Genomic DNA, 17,655 nt, shown 5'->3' on the forward strand with positions numbered 1-17,655 from the left:
TACCGGGCGTCCGGCGCCGGACGTCTCCCCGGCCGGTCCGGCTGTCCGGCTACTCCGGCTGGTGCTCCGGCCCGCCGAAGTCCGGGCTGGAGTAGTCCGGACTGGAGTAGCTCGGCCGTGTGCCGCGGGCCGAGCCCTCGTCGGGCGCGGCGGGGCTGGAGAAGCCCGGCCGGTCGTATCCGAGATGCGGCATACGGCCGGCCGGCGCGGGCGGTGCCGTGTGCTGCAGCGCGGCGGCCGCCGCCGGGTCGGCGAGTGCGTCCCGCAGGAACGGGATGATCCCCCGCTCCAGCAGTGCCTCCCGCCAGGCGTCCCTGGCCCGCTTCACGTCCCCGTCGAGTTCGACGTACGTGCCGCCGAGGGCCGAGGGCTTGTTGCGCAGCGCGGTGAGCAGCAGACCCACGGCGGCGACGAGGATCGCGACCGCCGTCACCGCGCCGAACACCCACCCCGTGGTGAGCATGGTCCGGGCGAACGCCGCCCCGGGGTCCAGCAGCCCCAGGATCCAGCCGACGAGCAGGAAGATCGCGGCCGCGGTTCCGGCGAGCACCGGTGCCAGGACCGCCAGGACGGCCACGACGCCCGCTCCGGTGGTCTCGGCGACCTCCCCCATGGTGGCGGCGAGGCCCGCCGCTCCCCTGCCCGGCTCGGCGGAGCCGGACTCGCGGCCGGTCGCGGCGGACGCCGCCGGTGGCCGGCGCAGTTCCTCGCGGACCTTCACATAGTGCTGGTACTCGACCGCCGCGGCCGCCGTGACGATCGCGGTGGCGTTGAGCGCCATCGTGCGCAGTTGTTCCGAGTTGAGCCGCTGTCCTATGGCGGACAGTTCCGGGTTGTGTGGTGCGGAGCGCAGCGCCTCATCGAGAATCCGCTCGTATTCCTGGCGGTCCTCGCTCAGCAGGTGCTGCGGAACGCTGTTCATGTGCATCCCCCGATGCTCCGTAGGGCTTGGGGCTCGGCATGCTGACGAGCCGTCGGGCAGAAACGGAGGGGAGCCTGCTACGGATAAGCCGATGGTAGAGCGGTGACGGCGCGCGGTGACAGGGGGTTTACCGAAATTGCCGTTTCTCGCGGCGGGGCCGCGGGCCGCCGGAACGCGGCCCCGGGAACGCTCAGACGCCCAGCGGCAGCTGCTGGACCAGCAGTTTTCCGGCCATGGTGACCCCGCCGTCCATGGCGATGGCCAGTCCGTCGGCGTAGACGTGCGGACCGGCGACCACGGGGCCGCTGTCGTCCTCGCCCTCCTCGGAGCCGACTTCGCCCAGCAGATACGGGATGGGGCTGTGGCCGTGCACGACCCGGCTGCCGCCGTAGGTGTCCAGCAGGGAGCGCACCGCCTCGGGGCCGCCCTCGTCGCGGAAGGAGAACCGCTTGGTGAACTTGCGGAAGAGGTCCCAGACCTCGTCCGCGTCGTTGCGGGTGAGCGTCTCGCGGACGGTGTCGTTGACCTCTTCGATGGAGCGGCCGTAGTCGAGGTAGGCGGTGGTGTCGGAGTGGAGCAGCAGATGGCCGTCGACCTCCTCGACGGCGTCGAGGCGGGCCATCCACTGCAGATGGTGGTCCTGGAGGCGGTCCATGTCGGTCTTCTGGCCGCCGTTGAGCAGCCACGCCGCCTGGAAGGTGGCGGTGCCGGCCCCGGAGTTGACGGGGGTGTCGCCGAACCGCTTCGCGCCGAGCAGCAGCAGCTCGTGGTTGCCCATGAGCGCCTTGCAGTAGCCGCCGGCCGCGGCGGCCTCGGCGGACAGCCGCATCACGAGGTCGATGACGCCGATGCCGTCCGGGCCGCGGTCGGTGAAGTCGCCCAGGAACCACAGCCGCGTGGTGCCGGCGCACCACTTGCCCGCCGAGTCGACGAGGCCCTGCTCCTGGAGGGCGGCCAGCAGCTCCTCGAGGTAGCCGTGGACGTCGCCGACCACGTACAGGGGACCCTGGCCGTTGACGGGCTGCGGGGCGGGCACGGGGTCGACGCTCACCTGGACGGTGTCGCCCCGGTTGATGACGGGGAGGTCCCGCTGGGTGGGCGTGTACCCCTCCGGGTACGTCTCCTCGGCGGGCGGGGCCGCGGGCGGGGCGGTGTCGCCGGGGCGCGTGCTCTGGGCGTACGGACCGGTCTCGTGGACGTAAGCGGGTACCCGGAAGTCGCGCAACGTCGCCGTCCGCTCCACCTCGGGTCCCTGACCGGCCCCCTGAGTCATCGACCCCTCCACCATCGCGCCGCATCTGCACCGCATCGGACTGCCTGGTCGCAGCGGCCCGCGGTGTCGTGGGCCCATCATAGGAATGCGGATCGCGCTGTGTGATGACCCAGGGGTGGTGAATCGGAGCGCAACTCAGATTCTCCGTGGCTTTCGTCCCGTTCTGTCCGGTCCGGCGGCCGCCTCTGTGGCCGTTCCTGCCGCGCGCTCGCCGCCGGTGGCCCCGGTCGCTGCGGCCCGTGCCGCGGACACTCCGGCCGGCGACCCGGGCTCAGCTCCCCTTCGGCGACCTCGGCGGGCTGACCGTCGTGCGGGGCGGGCGGCGCTGCGAGGAGGTGCGCACGATCAGCTCGGTCGGTATGACCTGCTCCACCGGCTGGTCGCAATCGACGCCCTCGATGGCGTCGATCAGCAGCTGGACCGCCGCCGTGCCGATCCGGCGCGGTTTCAGGGACAGCGTGGTGACGGGCGGCTCGGTGCTGGCGTAGACGGTGGACTCGCTGCAGCAGACGAGCAGCAGGTCGTCCGGGACGCGCAGGCCGTAGCGGCGGGCCGCGGCGAGCAGATCGGTGCCGTTGGGGTCGAACAGGCCGTAGACGGCGTCGGGGCGGTCGGGACGGGCCAGCAGCCGGTCGGCGGCGACGGCGCCCGCGCAGGGATCGTGCGCCGGATAGGCCTCGTACACCGGGTCCTGGCCCACGCGTTCGCACCAGCGCAGGTACGCGGTGGTCGACAGGTGGGTGTAGGTGTCGGTGGTGGTGCCGGTGAGCAGGCCGATGCGGCGGGCGCCGGAGTCGGCGAGATGGTCGAGGATGCCGAGGACGGCGGCCTCGTGGTCGTTGTCGACCCAGGCGGTGACCGGCAGCGATCCGGCCGGGCGGCCGTCGGAGACGACCGGTAATCCCTGCCGGACGAGTTCGCTGACGACCGGGTCCTGGTCGGAGGGGTCGATGACGACCGTGCCGTCCAGGGCGACGTTGGACCACACGTCGTGGCGGGAGGTCGCGGGCAGGATGACGAGGGCGTAGCCGCGGTCGAGCGCGGCGGAGGTGGCCGCCCGCGCCATCTCGGCGAAGTAGGCGAACTCGGTGAAGGTGAAAGGTTCATCCCCGTATGTCGTCACGGTCAGGCCGATGAGTCCGGACTTCCCGGTGCGGAGCGTACGGGCGGCGGCCGAGGGGCGGTACCCCAGTCTGTCGGCCACCTCTCGGACGTGGCGCCGGGTGGCGTCCGGGAGCCGGCCCTTGCCGTTGAGGGCGTCGGAGACGGTCGTGATGGAGACTCCGGCGGCGGCGGCCACGTCCCTGATGCCCGCTCGACCCGGCCGGCTGCCTCGGCGTGAGGTTTCCGCGCGGCTCACCTGGTGCTTCCCTGCTGCTGTCATGGCGAGCCGATAGTAGGGCTCATGAGGTGGGGTAGGGCGGACGCATATGCATGCGTTGACAGGCACGATTCTGCATGATCGTTTACGTCAAGCTCCTTGGATACCAAGGGTGTTGAACGTTCAAATGGCAAGATCTGACGTGTGGGCGCATGCGGGCCTGCCGAGGGTGCGATGTTGCGAAGAGGTCTCAACTCACCTGCACGAGGGATGCGCGCCACGGCGCCCGCCACCGGCGCATAGATATATGTGCGGCGCGCCCCTGCGCCGCGCGCCGTTCGCACCCCTTCGGGTGATGTTGCCCCTGTTGTCTCCGTGACGGCGCTGTGACGCGGAAGGCAGGCACGAGCGGCCACCGCGCCTATACGCAGCGGCGCCGAATCCTCATAAGGTGAGCAGTATTGGATGACGGCGGCGGTCCTGGGCCGCCGGTCTTCGCGAGGAGGACTGCGGTGAGCGAGACGAGCCCCAAGCTGCGCGCCGAGCTGGAGGGGATTCCCACGTACAAGCCGGGCAAGCCGGCCGCGGCCGGAGGACCGGTGGCGTACAAGCTCTCCTCCAACGAGAACCCCTATCCGCCGTTGCCGGGTGTGATGGAGACCGTGGCGGCCGCCGCCTCCTCCTTCAACCGCTATCCGGACATGGCCTGTACCGCGCTGACGGCCGAGCTGGCCGAGCGCTTCGCCGTCCCAGTCTCCCACGTGGCCACCGGCACCGGCTCGGTCGGTGTCGCCCAGCAGCTGCTGCAGTCCACCTCGGGCCCCGGCGACGAGGTGATCTACGCCTGGCGGTCCTTCGAGGCGTACCCGATCATCACGCAGATCAGCGGCGCCACCTCCGTCCAGGTGCCGCTGACCCCGGGCGACGTCCACGACCTGGACGCGATGGCCGGCGCGATCACCGACCGGACCCGGCTCATTTTCGTCTGCAACCCGAACAACCCCACCGGCACGGTGGTGCGGCGGGCCGAGCTGGAGCGTTTCCTCGACCGGGTGCCCGATGACGTCCTGGTGGTCCTCGACGAGGCCTACCGCGAGTTCATCCGGGACACCGAGGTGCCGGACGGCATCGAGATCTACCGGGAGCGGCCCAACGTCTGTGTGCTGCGGACCTTCTCCAAGGCGTACGGGCTGGCGGGGCTGCGCGTCGGTTTCGCCATCGCGCACGAGCCGGTGGCCGCGGCGCTGCGCAAGACGGCGGTGCCGTTCGGGGTGAGCCAGATCGCGCAGGACGCGGCGATCGCGTCGCTGCGGGCCGAGGACGAACTGATCGGCCGGGTCGGTTCGCTGGTGTGCGAGCGCAACCGGGTGATGGACGCGCTGCGCGGCCAGGGCTGGACGGTGCCCGAGAGCCAGGCCAACTTCGTGTGGCTGCGGCTGGGGGAGCGCACGGTGCCGTTCGCGCAGGCGTGCGAGCAGGCGGGGGTGGTCGTCCGGCCGTTCCCCGGCGAAGGCGTGCGGGTCACCATCGGGGAGACCGAGGCGAACGACATTTTCCTGAAGACCACGGAGGACTTCCGCAAGGAGCTCTGACCGGGACACGGACCATGGGCGCACGGGCGGCCGGCGGGCATCCGCGGGCCGCCTTCGTGCTTCGTGCTGCGAGGCGCGAGGCGCGAGGCGCGAGGCGCGGGGCGCGTGCCTTCGTGCAGAGGGGCTGACGTCACAGGGGACCCCCCTTCCTGGTCGGAAAAGAGGTACGTCATAATTGCTTGTGAATGTGAACGCGTTCACAAGCGCATCCCGTTTTCCCGAGATGTGCGGGATACGAACGGGATCAAGCGGTCCTGACCACCGCTGAGTAAGGAGCGATGACGTGGATCTTGCTCTGGCGCCGGAGACCCTGGCGCGATGGCAGTTCGGTATCACCACCGTCTACCACTTCCTCTTCGTTCCCCTGACGATCTCGCTGGCCGCCCTCACCGCGGGGCTGCAGACCGCCTGGGTGCGCACCGGGAAGGAGAAGTACCTCAGGGCGACGAAGTTCTGGGGCAAGCTCTTCCTGATCAACATCGCGATGGGTGTGGTCACCGGCATCGTGCAGGAGTTCCAGTTCGGCATGAACTGGTCCGACTACTCGCGGTTCGTCGGCGACGTCTTCGGCGCCCCGCTCGCCTTCGAGGCCCTGATCGCCTTCTTCTTCGAGTCGACCTTCATCGGCCTGTGGATCTTCGGCTGGGACCGGCTGCCCAAGAAAATCCACCTCGCCTGCATCTGGATGGTCTCGATCGGCACCCTGCTGTCGGCGTACTTCATCCTCGCGGCCAACTCCTGGATGCAGCACCCGGTCGGCTACCGGATCAACGAGGAGAAGGGCCGCGCGGAGCTCACCGACTTCTGGCTGGTGCTCACCCAGAACACCACGCTCAACCAGGTCTTCCACAGCTTCTCGGCCGCCTTCCTCACCGGCGGCGCCTTCATGGTCGGCATCGCCGCCTTCCACCTGATGCGCAAGAAGCACATCCCGGTGATGCGCACCTCGCTCCGGCTCGGCCTCGTCACCCTGGCGGTCGGCGGACTGTTCACCGCGATCAGCGGCGACACCCTCGGCAAGGTCATGTACGAGCAGCAGCCGATGAAGATGGCCGCCGCGGAGGCCCTGTGGGACGGTGAGGAACCGGCGCCCTTCTCCGTGTTCGCCTACGGGGACGTCGACAAGGGGCACAACGAGGTCGCCCTGGAGATCCCCGGCCTGCTGTCCTTCCTCGCCCACAGCGACTTCGAGTCCTACGTGCCGGGCATCAACGACACCAATGAGGCCCTCCAGGAGCAGTTCGGCCCCGGTGACTACAAGCCCATCGTCCCCGTCGCCTACTGGGGCTTCCGCTGGATGATCGGCTTCGGCATGGCCTCCTTCTCGCTCGGTCTGCTCGGCCTGTGGCTCACCCGCAAGAAGTTCCTGCTGCCGGCCGCGCACCGCACCGGGGAGGACGCGGTGCCGCACCTGGTGCTGCTGAGGAAGCCGCTCGGCTCGCGCCTCACCCGGCTGTACTGGCTGCTGGCCCTGTGGACCATGGCGTTCCCGCTCATCGCCAACGCCTGGGGCTGGATCTTCACCGAGATGGGCCGTCAGCCGTGGGTGGTCTACGGAGTGATGCGGACCGAGGACGCCGTCTCCCCCGGTGTGTCCACCGCCGAGGTCATCACCTCGATGTCCGTCTTCACCCTGCTCTACGCCGTCCTTGCCGTCATCGAGGTCAAACTGCTCGTCAAGTACGTCAAGGCCGGCGCGCCCGAGCTCAGCGAGTCCGACCTCAATCCGCCCACGAGGCTCGGCGGCGACGTCCGTGACGCCGACAAGCCGATGGCCTTCTCGTACTAGGCCGAGGGAGCCGTACTGTCATGGAACTGCACGACGTCTGGTTCGTTCTGATCGCCGTCCTGTGGACCGGCTACTTCTTCCTGGAGGGCTTCGACTTCGGGGTGGGGATCCTCACCCGGCTGCTGGCCCGGAACCGGGCCGAGAAGCGGGTGCTGATCAACACCATCGGTCCCGTCTGGGACGGCAACGAGGTGTGGCTGCTCACGGCGGGCGGTGCCACCTTCGCCGCCTTCCCCGAGTGGTACGCCACGCTCTTCTCCGGCTTCTACCTCCCGCTGCTGGTCATCCTGGTCTGCCTGATCGTCCGCGGTGTCGCCTTCGAGTACCGGGCGAAGCGGCCGGAGGAGAACTGGCAGCGCAACTGGGAGACGGCGATCTTCTGGACCTCGCTGATCCCGGCGTTCCTGTGGGGTGTGGCCTTCGGCAACATCGTGCGCGGAGTGAAGATCGACGCCGAGTTCGAGTACGTGGGGAGCTTCTGGGACCTGCTCAACCCGTACGCCCTGCTGGGCGGCCTGGTGACCCTGACGCTGTTCACGTTCCATGGCGCGGTGTTCACGGCCCTCAAGACGGTCGGGGAGATCCGTGGCCGGGCGCGCGGGCTGGCCCTGCGCGTGGGGCTCGTCACCGCCGCGCCGGCGGGGGCCTTCCTGCTGTGGACCCAGGCCCGTGACGGTGACGGCGCCAGCCTGGTCGCGCTGGCCGTGGCGGTCGCCGCGCTGGTCGCCGCACTGCTGGCGAACCAGGCCGGACGTGAGGGATGGTCGTTCGCCCTGTCCGGCGTCACCATCGTGGCCGCCGTGGCGATGCTCTTCCTGACGCTGTTCCCGAACGTCATGCCGTCCACGCTCGACGCGGACTGGAGCCTCACCGTCACCAACGCCTCCTCCAGCCCCTACACCCTGAAGATCATGACCTGGCTCGCGGTCCTCGCCACACCGGTGGTGCTGGTCTACCAGGGCTGGACGTACTGGGTGTTCCGCAAGCGGATCGGCACCCAGCACATCGCCGACCCCGTGCACTGAGGTGTGTTTCACGTGAAACCAATCGACCCGCGCCTGCTCCGGTACGCGCGTGCCACCCGGGGTTTCCTGGTGGCGGTCGTCGGCCTGGGCGTCGCCGGCGCGGTGCTGGTCATCGCCCAGGCCATGCTCATCGCCGAGATCGTGGTGGGCGCGTTCGAGGACGGCCGGTCCGTCGCCGCCCTGCGCACTCCCCTGCTGCTGCTCGTCGCCGTCGCCCTGGGCCGGGGCCTGGTCGGCTGGCTGACGGAACTGGCCGCGCACCGGGCGAGCGCCGCGGTGAAGTCGGAGCTGCGGGGGCGGCTGCTGAGCCGGGCGACGGCGCTGGGACCGCAGTGGCTGGCCGGACAGCGCACCGGATCGCTGGTCACCCTGGCGACCCGTGGCGTCGACGCGCTCGACGGCTACTTCTCCCGCTACCTCCCTCAGCTGGGTCTCGCGGTGGTCGTGCCGGCGGCGGTGCTGGCGCGGATCGTCACCGAGGAATGGGTCTCGGCGGCGATCATCGTCGGCACCCTGCCGCTGATCCCGGTCTTCATGGTGCTGATCGGCTGGGCCACCCAGTCCCGGATGGACCGTCAGTGGCTGCTGCTGTCCCGGCTCTCCGGCCACTTCCTCGATGTCGTCGCGGGACTGCCGACGCTGAAGGTGTTCGGGCGGGCCAAGGCTCAGGCGGAGTCGATCCGGCGGATCACCGCCGAGTACCGGCGGGCCACCATGCGCACGCTGCGGATCGCCTTCCTCTCCTCCTTCGCGCTCGAACTGCTCGCCACGCTCTCGGTGGCCCTGGTCGCCGTGACGGTCGGCATGCGGCTCGTGTACGGCGAAATGGACCTCTACACCGGTCTGGTCATCCTGATCCTGGCGCCGGAGGCCTATCTGCCGCTGCGTCAGGTGGGTGCGCAGTACCACGCGGCGGCGGAGGGCCTCGGAGCGGCCGAGGAGATCTTCGCCGTACTGGAGACGCCGGTCCCCGGCCGCGGAACGGGCGCGGTGCCGGAGGGCGCCGTCTCCTTCGAGGACGTGACGGCCCGTTACCCGGGCCGGGACACGGACGCCGTGACCCGCGTGTCCTTCACGGTGGAGCCCGGGGAGACGGTCGCGCTCGTGGGACCGAGCGGGGCGGGGAAGTCGACCCTGCTGAACGTCGTGCTGGGGTTCGTCCGGCCCGCCGAGGGGCGGGTGCGGATCGGCGGGGCGGATCTGGCCGGGCTCGACCTCGCCGCGTGGCACGGCCGCGTCGCCTGGGTGCCGCAGCGTCCGCACCTGTACGCCGGGACGATCGCCGAGAACGTACGGCTGGCCCGTCCCGGGGCGGACGACGACGCCGTACGGCGTGCCCTGCGCGACGCGGGGGCGCTGGAGTTCGTGGACGCGCTGCCCGAGGGCACGGGCACCGTGCTCGGCGAGGACGGAGCGGGGCTGTCGGCCGGGCAGCGGCAGCGGCTCGCGCTGGCCCGCGCGTTCCTCGCCGACCGGCCCGTGCTGCTGCTCGACGAGCCGACGGCCGCGCTGGACGGCGCCACCGAGGCCGAGGTCGTGGCGGCGGTACGACGGCTGGCGGCCGGACGGACGGTGCTGCTCGTGGTGCACCGGCCGGCCCTGCTGGCCGTCGCGGACCGGGTGGTGCGGCTGGGCGAACCGGCTCCGGCCCCGGACCGCGCGGCACCCGTGCATCGTGCGGCCGGTTCCCCGGAGCACCGGGAAGCCGGACCGGCCGAGGAGAGCACGCGCGCCCCGGACCCGTTCGCCGGCGGGCCGGCGGGTACCGGGGAGGCACCGGCGCCGGGAGGTGTCCTCGCCCGCGTCCGCGCCCTGTCCGGTGCCCGGCGGGGGAGGATCACGCTCGCGCTGCTGCTCGCCGGCCTCGCCCTGGGCAGCGCCGTCGGCCTCATGGCGACGTCCGGCTGGCTCATCTCGCGGGCGTCGGAGCAGCCGCCCGTGCTGTATCTGATGGTCGCCGTGACGGCCACCCGGGCCTTCGGTATCGGGCGGGCCGTGTTCCGCTACGCCGAGCGGCTCGTGTCGCACGACGCCGTCCTGCGGATGCTGGCCGACACCCGGGTCGCGGTCTACCGACGCCTGGAGCGGCTGGCGCCCGCGGGGCTGCGCGACTCCCGCCGGGGTGACCTGCTCACCCGGCTGGTCTCCGACGTGGACGCCCTCCAGGACTACTGGCTGCGCTGGCTGCTGCCGGCGGGCGCCGCCGTGGCCGTCTCCGCTCTGTCGGTCGGTTTCACCGCGTGGCTGCTGCCCGAGGCCGGGGCCGTGCTCGCGGCCGGGCTCCTCGCGGCGGGGGCCGGTGTGCCCCTGCTGACCGGTGCCGTGGCCCGCCGCGCGGAACGCAGGCTGGCACCGGCCCGGGGCGTCCTGGCGACCCGGGTCGCCGATGTGCTCACCGGCACCGCCGAGCTGACCGTCGCGGGCGCCCTGCCCGCGCGGACCGCCGAGGCGGCCCGGGCCGACACCGCGCTCACCCGGATCGCCTCGCGCGCGGCCACCGCCACCGCGCTCGGCGACGGGCTCACCGCACTGATCTCCGGGCTGACCGTCGCGGCTGCCGCGCTCGCCGGCGTCGGGGCCGTGGCCGGCGGACGGCTGGAGGGTGTGGCCCTGGCCGTCGTGATCCTCACCCCGCTGGCCGCGTTCGAGGCCGTCCTCGGCATGCCGCTCGCCGTGCAGTACCGGCAGCGGGTACGCCGGAGCGCCGAGCGGGTGTACGAGGTCCTGGACGCCCCGGTACCCGTACGGGAGCCGGAGGTACCCCGGTCGGCGCCCGTGTCGCCGTTCCCGCTCGTCGTGAGGGGGCTGGCCGCCCGGCATCCCGGTCAGGACCGGGACGCACTCGCCGGGCTGGACCTGACCCTGGAGCGGGGCCGCCGGATCGCGGTGGTCGGCCCCTCCGGGTCGGGCAAGACGACGCTCGCCCAGGTGCTGCTGCGGTTCCTGGACCCGGGCGCGGGCTCGTACACGCTGGCCGGGGTGGACGCCTGCGCCCTCGACGGCGACGACGTACGGCGGCTGGTCGGTCTGTGCGCCCAGGACGCGCACCTCTTCAACAGCTCGATCCGGGAGAACCTGCTGCTCGCCCGGAAGGACGCGACCGAGGACGAACTGCGCGACGCGCTCGGCCGGGCCCGGCTGCTGGAGTGGGCCGACGGCCTGCCCGACGGGCTGGACACGCTCGTCGGTGAGCACGGGACGCGGCTGTCCGGCGGGCAGCGGCAGCGGCTGGCGCTCGCCCGGGCGTTGCTCGCGGACTTCCCCGTGCTGGTGCTGGACGAACCCGCGGAACACCTCGACCTGCGGACCGCCGACGCGCTCACCGCCGATCTGCTCGGGGCCACCGAGGGCCGCACGACCGTGCTCATCACCCATCGGCTCGCCAACTTGGAGGCGGTGGACGAGGTCGTCGTGCTGAACGGGGGACGGGTGGTCCAGCACGGGCCGTACGCCGAACTCGCCGCCGTGGACGGCCCGTTGCGGGACATGGTGCGGCAGGAGGCGCAAGCGGAGCCGCTGGTGGTGGCACGTCAGAACGCCGGAACAGGGGAGGGCGCCGCGTGTGACACGACGTCAACCGGCTCTTATGACGGCTGTTCGGCGGTATCGGTGTGCCGTCCGGGGTGAGCGCTCCCCCATGTGTACGACATGAACAGGACCGCGCGCCGCGACGGGGTCCAGGATCGCAGTCATGCGCTTCACCCGCCGCCATCCGCTGCTCGTCGCCGTGCTGCTGTGCGCGCTCGCCGTGCTCGCCGCCCGGCCCACCGACGGCGACGGCTCCCACGTCCCCGGTCACGGCTCCGCCTCCGGCATCGGCGCGGAGGTGGCGCGGCTCTACGAGGAAGCGGCCACGGCGACGGAGCGGTACGAGGCCGGCCGGCGCGAGGCCGAGGAGCAGCGGGCCAGGGCCCAGCGGCTGGAGGAGCGGCTCGACCACGAACGCCGGGAGATGGCCGAACTGCGCAAGAGCCTGGGTCGCATCGCCAGCTCCCAGTACCGGGACGGCGGCGGGCTGCCCCTCACCGCGCACATGCTGCTCGCGGACGACCCCGATGAGCTGATGCGCGGTCAGCGGGCGGTCGCGCAGGCCGAGGGGACGCTGGACAAGGCGATCGGCCGGAGCGAGCGGGCCGAGGCCCGGCTGGTTCGCGACGAGGCGAAGGCCGCGGCGGCGTGGCGCAGGCTGGAGAAACGGAACGCCGAACTCGCCGACCTGAAGCAGCGCATCGAGGCGAAGCTCGAAACGGCGCGGTGGAAGCTCCAGGGCCAGGCGGACGCCTCGGTCGCGGCGGGCGCCTGCCGCGGCGCCATCCGGCTGGACCAGCCGGAGACACGGTTCGACAGCGGCTGGGTGGCGCCGGTGGAGACGTACGAGCTGTCCGCGTCGTACGGCAGCGGCGGCGCGCGGTGGGCGAACCGGCACACCGGGCAGGACTTCGCGGTGCCGATCGGGACGCCGGTGCGGGCCGTGGGGACCGGCAGGGTGGTGAAGGTGTCCTGCGGCGGGCCCTTCGGCATCGAGATCGTGCTCGAGCACGCGGGCGGCTACTACACCCAGTACGCCCATCTCGCCGCGGTCGCCGTCGACCAGGGCGACCGGGTCACGGCGGGGCAGTGGATCGGCCAGTCCGGCACCAGTGGCAACTCCACGGGGCCGCATCTGCACTTCGAGGTACGGGTCACGCCCGAGATGGGGTCCGCGGTGAACCCCGTGTCATGGCTGGCCCGGCACGGAGTGTCGCTCTGAGTGGTCTCCCGGCGTGTCGGTCGGGCTACGCCCGCCCGTCGATCAGCCGCTCGATCACCACGGCGACGCCGTCGTCGTTGTTGGCGATGGTGCGGCCCGAGGCGGCGGCCAGCACGTCCGGGTGGGCGTTGCCCATCGCGTAGGAGCGGCCCGCCCAGGTCAGCATCTCGACGTCGTTCGGCATGTCCCCGAAGGCGACGACCTCCTCGTGGGAGATGCCGCGCTCGGCGCAGCACAGGGCGAGCGTGCTGGCCTTGGACACCCCCGGGCCGCTGATCTCCAGCAGGGCGCTGGGGCTGGAGCGGGTGACGTCGGCGCGGTCACCGATGGCGATCCGGGCCAGGGTGAGGAAGGCGTCGGGTTCGATCTCGGGGTGGTAGGCGAGGATCTTGAGCACCGATTCGCCGGCGGTGTGGGAGTCCGGAGCCAGCAGGTCCTCGGCGGGGGCCAGGGTGTCCGGGATCTCCATGTGCAGCTTCGGGTAGTCGGGCTCCTGGTTGAAGCCGTAGGTCTGCTCGACGGCGTACACGGTGCCGGGGGCGGCGTCGCGCAGCAGCTGGACCGCGTCCAGAGCGTTCTTGCGGGGCAGCTCGCGGACCTGCACGAACCGGTGGGCCCCGGGGCCGCCGTGCAGGTCGACGACGGCCGCACCGTTTCCGCAGATGGCCAGGCCGTGGCCGTGGACGTGGTCGCTGACGACGTCCATCCAGCGGGCCGGGCGGCCGGTGACGAAGAAGACCTCGATCCCGGCTTCCTCGGCGGCGGCCAGTGCGGCGATCGTGCGGGGGGACACCGACTTGTCGTCGCGCAGCAGGGTGCCGTCGAGGTCGGTCGCGATGAGCCGCGGTGGAGTGAGGGCTGCCGGGGTGTCGGGCTGTCGGGTCGCTGAGGTCACCCGGCCATTGTCCCGCATATGCCCGCACGACCGTGCGGGACCCCGCACATCTGAGTGGTTACCGCCGTTGCCGGCGGTCCTCCCGTGCCTGCGGCCGGCCCGGCTCACCGCAGCTGCACCGGTGCTTCCATGGCGATGCGTTCGAAGATCTTCTGGTCGGCGGCGAAGTCCGTGTCCGGGATGGGCCAGTGCACGACGATCTCGGTGAAGCCCAGCTCCATGTGGCGGCCCGCGAAGTCGACGAAGGCGTCCAGGGACGCCAGCGGACGGTTGCGGTCCGGGGTGAATCCGGTGAGGAGGATCTTGTCGAGCCCGGTCACATCCCGGCCGAGCTCGGCGCAGGCGTCGGCCAGCCGTTCCGCCTGACCGCGGATGGCCTGAAGCGACTGCTCGGGCGTGCCGCTCTCGTACAGCCTGGGGTCGCCCGTGGTCACCCACGCCTGTCCATGGCGCGCCGCGAGCCGCAGCCCGCGCGGTCCGGTGGCCGCCACCGCGAAGGGGAGCCGGGGCCGCTGCACACAGCCCGGGATGTTGCGTGCCTCGTGCGCCGCGTAGAAGTCGCCCTTGTAGGAGACCGAGTCCTCGGTGAGCAGCCGGTCGAGCAGCGGCACGAACTCGGCGAAGCGGTCGGCGCGCTCGCGCGGGGTCCACGGCTCCTGACCGAGCGCGGTGGCGTCGAAGCCGGTGCCGCCCGCGCCGATGCCGAGCGTGACACGGCCGCCGGAGATGTCGTCGAGGGAGATCAGTTCCTTGGCGAGGGTGACCGGGTGCCGGAAGTTCGGCGAGGTCACCAGCGTGCCGAGGCGCATCCGGTCGGTGACGCACGCGGCGGCGGTCAGGGTGGGGACGGCGCCGAACCACGGGCCGTCCCGGAACGTGCGCCAGGACAGGTGGTCGTAGGTGTACCCCGTGTGGAAGCCGAGTTCCTCGGCGCGCATCCATGCCGTACGGCTGCCCTCGTGCCAGCGGCGGTAGGGGAGGATCACGGTGCTCAGGCGCAGGCTCATGCCGTCGAGCCTATGGGCAGGCCGCAGGTTTCACGTGAAACACCCGCCCCGCGCGTCCGTCACCGCACGCGGGCGCTCAGCCAGGGTGTGAGCAGGATCATGGGGATGAACTCCTTGTGCGTCCGGTCTCCCGGCAGGGGCACGATCAGGAAGTAGCCCGGAGGGAAGCGCCGTGCCCTGACGTGGGCCAGTCCGTCGAAGAGGGAGCGCAGGAAGGCCGGCACGTCGTCCCGGGGGACGTCGGGGAACTCCACGCCCTCGACATCGATCAGCGCGTCGTCCTCGGGGTAGAGCCGGACGCTCACCCGGGGCAGGCCGCCGAACTCGATGTAGGCCTCATGGGGGAGGGAGCCGTCGGGGTCCGTGCTGACGCCGACGCCGGCCGCTGTGCGGCGTGAGGTCTGGTCCGCGCCGATGTCGTGGCTGACCTCGATCTCGCGCGCGTAGGTGCCGGCGAGGGCACGGAGGGCGGTCACGGCGGCCTCGGTGCTGGGCAGGTGGTGCATACCGCCGATCATGCACGTCCGTTGCCGTCGGGGAAACGCAGGTACCGGCTCGGTACGGCCTGCGTCAGCCAGACGCCGTTCGCGCTGACGTGGAAGACATGGCCGTCGCGGTGCATGGCACCGGCGTCCACGGACAGTACGACCGGCCTGCCCCGGCGGGCCCCGACGCGGGTCGCCGTCCCGCGGTCGGCGGAGAGGTGCACGGCGTGCCGGTTCATGGGGCGCAGCCCTTCGGCACGGATCGCGTCGAGGTTGCGGGGGACGGTCCCGTGGTAGAGGTACGGCGGCGGAGCGGCGGCCGGGAGCCCGAGGTCGACCTCGACGCTGTGCCCCTGGCTGGCGCGGATCCGGGTGCCGTCGACGGCGAAGCGCCGCTTGTCGTTGGTGGCGACGACATGGTCCAGTTCCTCACGGGTGAACCGGAAGCCGTGCGCGGCCGCCGCCGAGATCAGCGTCTCGATCTCGACCCATCCGCCGTCGTCGAGGGTGAGCCCGATGCGCTCGGGCTGATGGCGCAGATGCTTGGCGAGGTACTTCGACACCTTGACGATGCGTCTTTCGTCCATCCGTTCAGACTGCCGGGAGAGACGCGGATCACGCGATCGATTTTGCTCCGGAGGTTTGATCCACAGCCAAGTGCGGTTATCCACAGGGGATTTGGAGATTCTGTGGACAACCGCCGTCCCCGCCCGCCGTCCCCGCCCGCCGTTCTCTCCCGCCGTCCCTCCCCGGCGTCACCGCAGCGGCGGTTTCACCCGCGCGATCCGCCGCAGCGCACCCGGCATCCACCGCGCCAGGACGTATGCCGTCCGCGCCTCCACAGTGACCGGCACCACCGCCTCATCGCGCACCACCGCCCGCAGGACCGCGGCGGCGACGCGCTCCGGCGGATAGCCGCGCATCCCGTACAGCCGCGCCACCCGCCTCCGCAGCCGCCGCTCCTCCTCGGCGTCCGCGCCCGCGAACCGCGCGGTGGAGGTGATGGCGGTGTCGACGAAGCCGGGACAGATCGCCGACACGCCGATGGCCCGCTCCGCCAGCTCCGCGCGCAGGCACTCGCTCAGCATCAGCACCGCGGCCTTCGACGTGCCGTAGGCGGGCAGCGCCCTGGACGGCTGGAACGCCGCCGCCGAGGCGACGTTCACGATGTGGCCGCCCTGCCCGCGCTCCGCCATCCGCTTCCCGAAGAGCCGGCAGCCGTGGATCACCCCCCACAGGTTGACGTCCAGAACCCGCTTCCAGTCCTGGGTGGTGGTGTCGAAGAACGAGCCGCCCAGCCCGATGCCGGCGTTGTTCACCAGGACGTCCACCACCCCGTGCTCGGTGGTCACCCACTCGGCCAGCTTCTCCATGTCCTGCTCGTCGGACACGTCCGCCTGCTCCGCCCACGCCTCCGCCGCGCCGCGACGGCGCGCCTCCCCGGCGGTGCGGGCCGCGGCCTCCGCGTCCCTGTCGACCGCCAGCACTCGCGCGCCCGCCTCCGCGAACGCGAGCGCGGTGGCGCGCCCGATACCGCTGCCCGCGCCCGTGACCAGGACCAGCTGCCCGCCGAACCGGTCGGCGTACGGCCCCGCGGCGGACGCCTCCGGCCGGCCCGCCTCCACGGACGTCACGAAATCGGAGATCCAGGTCGCCAGCTGATCGGGGCGGCTGCGCGGGACCCAGTGCCGGGCCGGCAGCGTCCGCCGGGTCAGCCGCGGCGCCCACTGCTCCAGGTCCTCCGAGAGCCCCTCCGAGAGAAACGCGTCCTCCAGGGGCGTGATGAGCTGCACGGGGGCGTGCGCGTAGGCGTCCGCGCGCGGGCTGCGCAGCCGGCGCCGCACATTGTCCCGGTAGAGCCAGGCGCCGTGGGCCGCGTCCGACCGCAGGGACGCGGTCGGATAGCCGTCCCCGGGCACCTTCTCGACGCGCGCGAGCAGCTGCGGCCAGACCGCGCCGAGCGGCCCGCGCCAGGCCAGCTCCGGCAGCACGGGCGTGTGCAGCAGGTACACGTACCAGGACTTGGCGCCCTGGCCCAGCAGCTGGCCCACCCGGCGCGGGGTCGGCCGCTTCACCCGGCGTTCGATCCAGTGCCCGAAGTGGTCCAGCGACGGGCCGGACATCGACGTGAAGGAGGCGATCCGCCCCTCGGTGCGGCCGGCCGTCACGAACTCCCAGGACTGCACCGAGCCCCAGTCGTGCCCCACCAGGTGCACCGGCCGGTCCGGGCTGACCGCGTCCACGACGGCCAGGAAGTCGTCGGTCAGCTTCTCCAGGGTGAACCCGCCGCGCAGCGGACGCGGCGCCGTGGACCGTCCGTGGCCCCGGACGTCGTACGCCACGACATGGAAGCGCCCGGCGAGCCGCGACGCCACCTCGGACCACACCTCCTTGCTGTCCGGGTATCCGTGCACCAGGACGACCGTCGGCCGCCCCGGATCGCCCAGCTCGGCCACGCACAGGTCGACCCCGTCCGCCCGCACCCGGCGCTCCCGCGCGCCTTCCAGTCCCGTCACACCGGCGAATCTGACAGTGGCCGGAGAGCCCGTCAACAGGGCCCCCGAGCCTGTGCATAACTCTCAGGCAGGGCTTCCCC

General features: G+C 72.0%; 12 protein-coding genes and 1 pseudogene. 5 read left to right on the top strand and 8 right to left on the bottom strand.

All coding sequences use genetic code 11. The features are described 5' to 3' along the window. Positions 1-49: 49 nt before the first annotated feature. The 3 genes from AC5L3C_RS19045 to AC5L3C_RS19055 all read right to left on the bottom strand — a co-directional run bounded on the left by AC5L3C_RS19045 (position 50) and on the right by AC5L3C_RS19055 (position 3,579). Positions 50-928, bottom strand: coding sequence for a hypothetical protein (locus AC5L3C_RS19045; RefSeq protein ID WP_493650024.1), 879 nt, complete (start codon positions 926-928; stop codon positions 50-52). A 184-nt stretch (positions 929-1,112) separates the two neighbouring features. Continuing rightward, the gene (locus AC5L3C_RS19050) at positions 1,113-2,210 is read right to left on the bottom strand and encodes a metallophosphoesterase (RefSeq protein ID WP_493650025.1); all 1,098 of its coding nucleotides are present in this window, start codon (positions 2,208-2,210) and stop codon (positions 1,113-1,115) included. A gap of 256 nt (positions 2,211-2,466) precedes the next feature. Further along, positions 2,467-3,579, bottom strand: coding sequence for a LacI family DNA-binding transcriptional regulator (locus tag AC5L3C_RS19055; protein ID WP_493650026.1), 1,113 nt, complete (start codon positions 3,577-3,579; stop codon positions 2,467-2,469). 449 nt (positions 3,580-4,028) lie between these two features. Between AC5L3C_RS19055 and hisC the strand changes: the two genes are divergently transcribed. The 5 genes and pseudogenes from hisC (at position 4,029) to AC5L3C_RS19080 (ending at position 12,672) form a co-directional block, all read left to right on the top strand. Further along, positions 4,029-5,108 carry a histidinol-phosphate transaminase gene (hisC, locus tag AC5L3C_RS19060; RefSeq protein WP_493650027.1) on the top strand — a complete coding sequence of 360 codons (1,080 nt, stop codon included), beginning with the start codon at positions 4,029-4,031 and terminating at the stop codon, positions 5,106-5,108. A gap of 283 nt (positions 5,109-5,391) precedes the next feature. Next, complete coding sequence (locus AC5L3C_RS19065; RefSeq protein WP_493650028.1) at positions 5,392-6,897, top strand: cytochrome ubiquinol oxidase subunit I; 1,506 nt, start codon at positions 5,392-5,394, stop codon at positions 6,895-6,897. Between the two features lie 20 nt (positions 6,898-6,917). After that, positions 6,918-7,922 (top strand): cytochrome d ubiquinol oxidase subunit II, encoded by a 1,005-nt coding sequence (gene cydB, locus AC5L3C_RS19070; RefSeq protein ID WP_493650029.1) that lies wholly within the window; start codon positions 6,918-6,920, stop codon positions 7,920-7,922. Positions 7,923-7,934: 12 nt separating this feature from the next. Beyond that, a pseudogene (gene cydD, locus AC5L3C_RS19075) lies at positions 7,935-11,450 on the top strand (thiol reductant ABC exporter subunit CydD); the annotation flags it as partial. 163 nt (positions 11,451-11,613) lie between these two features. Further along, complete coding sequence (locus tag AC5L3C_RS19080; protein ID WP_493650030.1) at positions 11,614-12,672, top strand: M23 family metallopeptidase; 1,059 nt, start codon at positions 11,614-11,616, stop codon at positions 12,670-12,672. Positions 12,673-12,697: 25 nt separating this feature from the next. Here the strand turns inward: AC5L3C_RS19080 and AC5L3C_RS19085 are convergent, their stop codons facing one another. The 5 genes from AC5L3C_RS19085 to AC5L3C_RS19105 form a co-directional block, all read right to left on the bottom strand. Further along, positions 12,698-13,585 carry an HAD family hydrolase gene (locus AC5L3C_RS19085; RefSeq protein ID WP_493650031.1) on the bottom strand — a complete coding sequence of 296 codons (888 nt, stop codon included), beginning with the start codon at positions 13,583-13,585 and terminating at the stop codon, positions 12,698-12,700. An 86-nt stretch (positions 13,586-13,671) separates the two neighbouring features. Beyond that, entirely contained in the window at positions 13,672-14,574 is a 903-nt protein-coding gene (locus tag AC5L3C_RS19090) for an LLM class flavin-dependent oxidoreductase (protein ID WP_493650032.1), read from the bottom strand. A gap of 59 nt (positions 14,575-14,633) precedes the next feature. Further along, the gene (locus AC5L3C_RS19095; RefSeq protein ID WP_493650033.1) at positions 14,634-15,080 is read right to left on the bottom strand and encodes a hypothetical protein; all 447 of its coding nucleotides are present in this window, start codon (positions 15,078-15,080) and stop codon (positions 14,634-14,636) included. Between the two features lie 8 nt (positions 15,081-15,088). After that, complete coding sequence (locus AC5L3C_RS19100) at positions 15,089-15,646, bottom strand: RNA 2'-phosphotransferase (protein WP_493650034.1); 558 nt, start codon at positions 15,644-15,646, stop codon at positions 15,089-15,091. 168 nt (positions 15,647-15,814) lie between these two features. Next, positions 15,815-17,575 carry an SDR family oxidoreductase gene (locus tag AC5L3C_RS19105; RefSeq protein ID WP_493650035.1) on the bottom strand — a complete coding sequence of 587 codons (1,761 nt, stop codon included), beginning with the start codon at positions 17,573-17,575 and terminating at the stop codon, positions 15,815-15,817. Between the last annotated feature and the right edge of the window lie 80 nt (positions 17,576-17,655).

This window comes from Streptomyces speibonae (assembly GCF_984686075.1).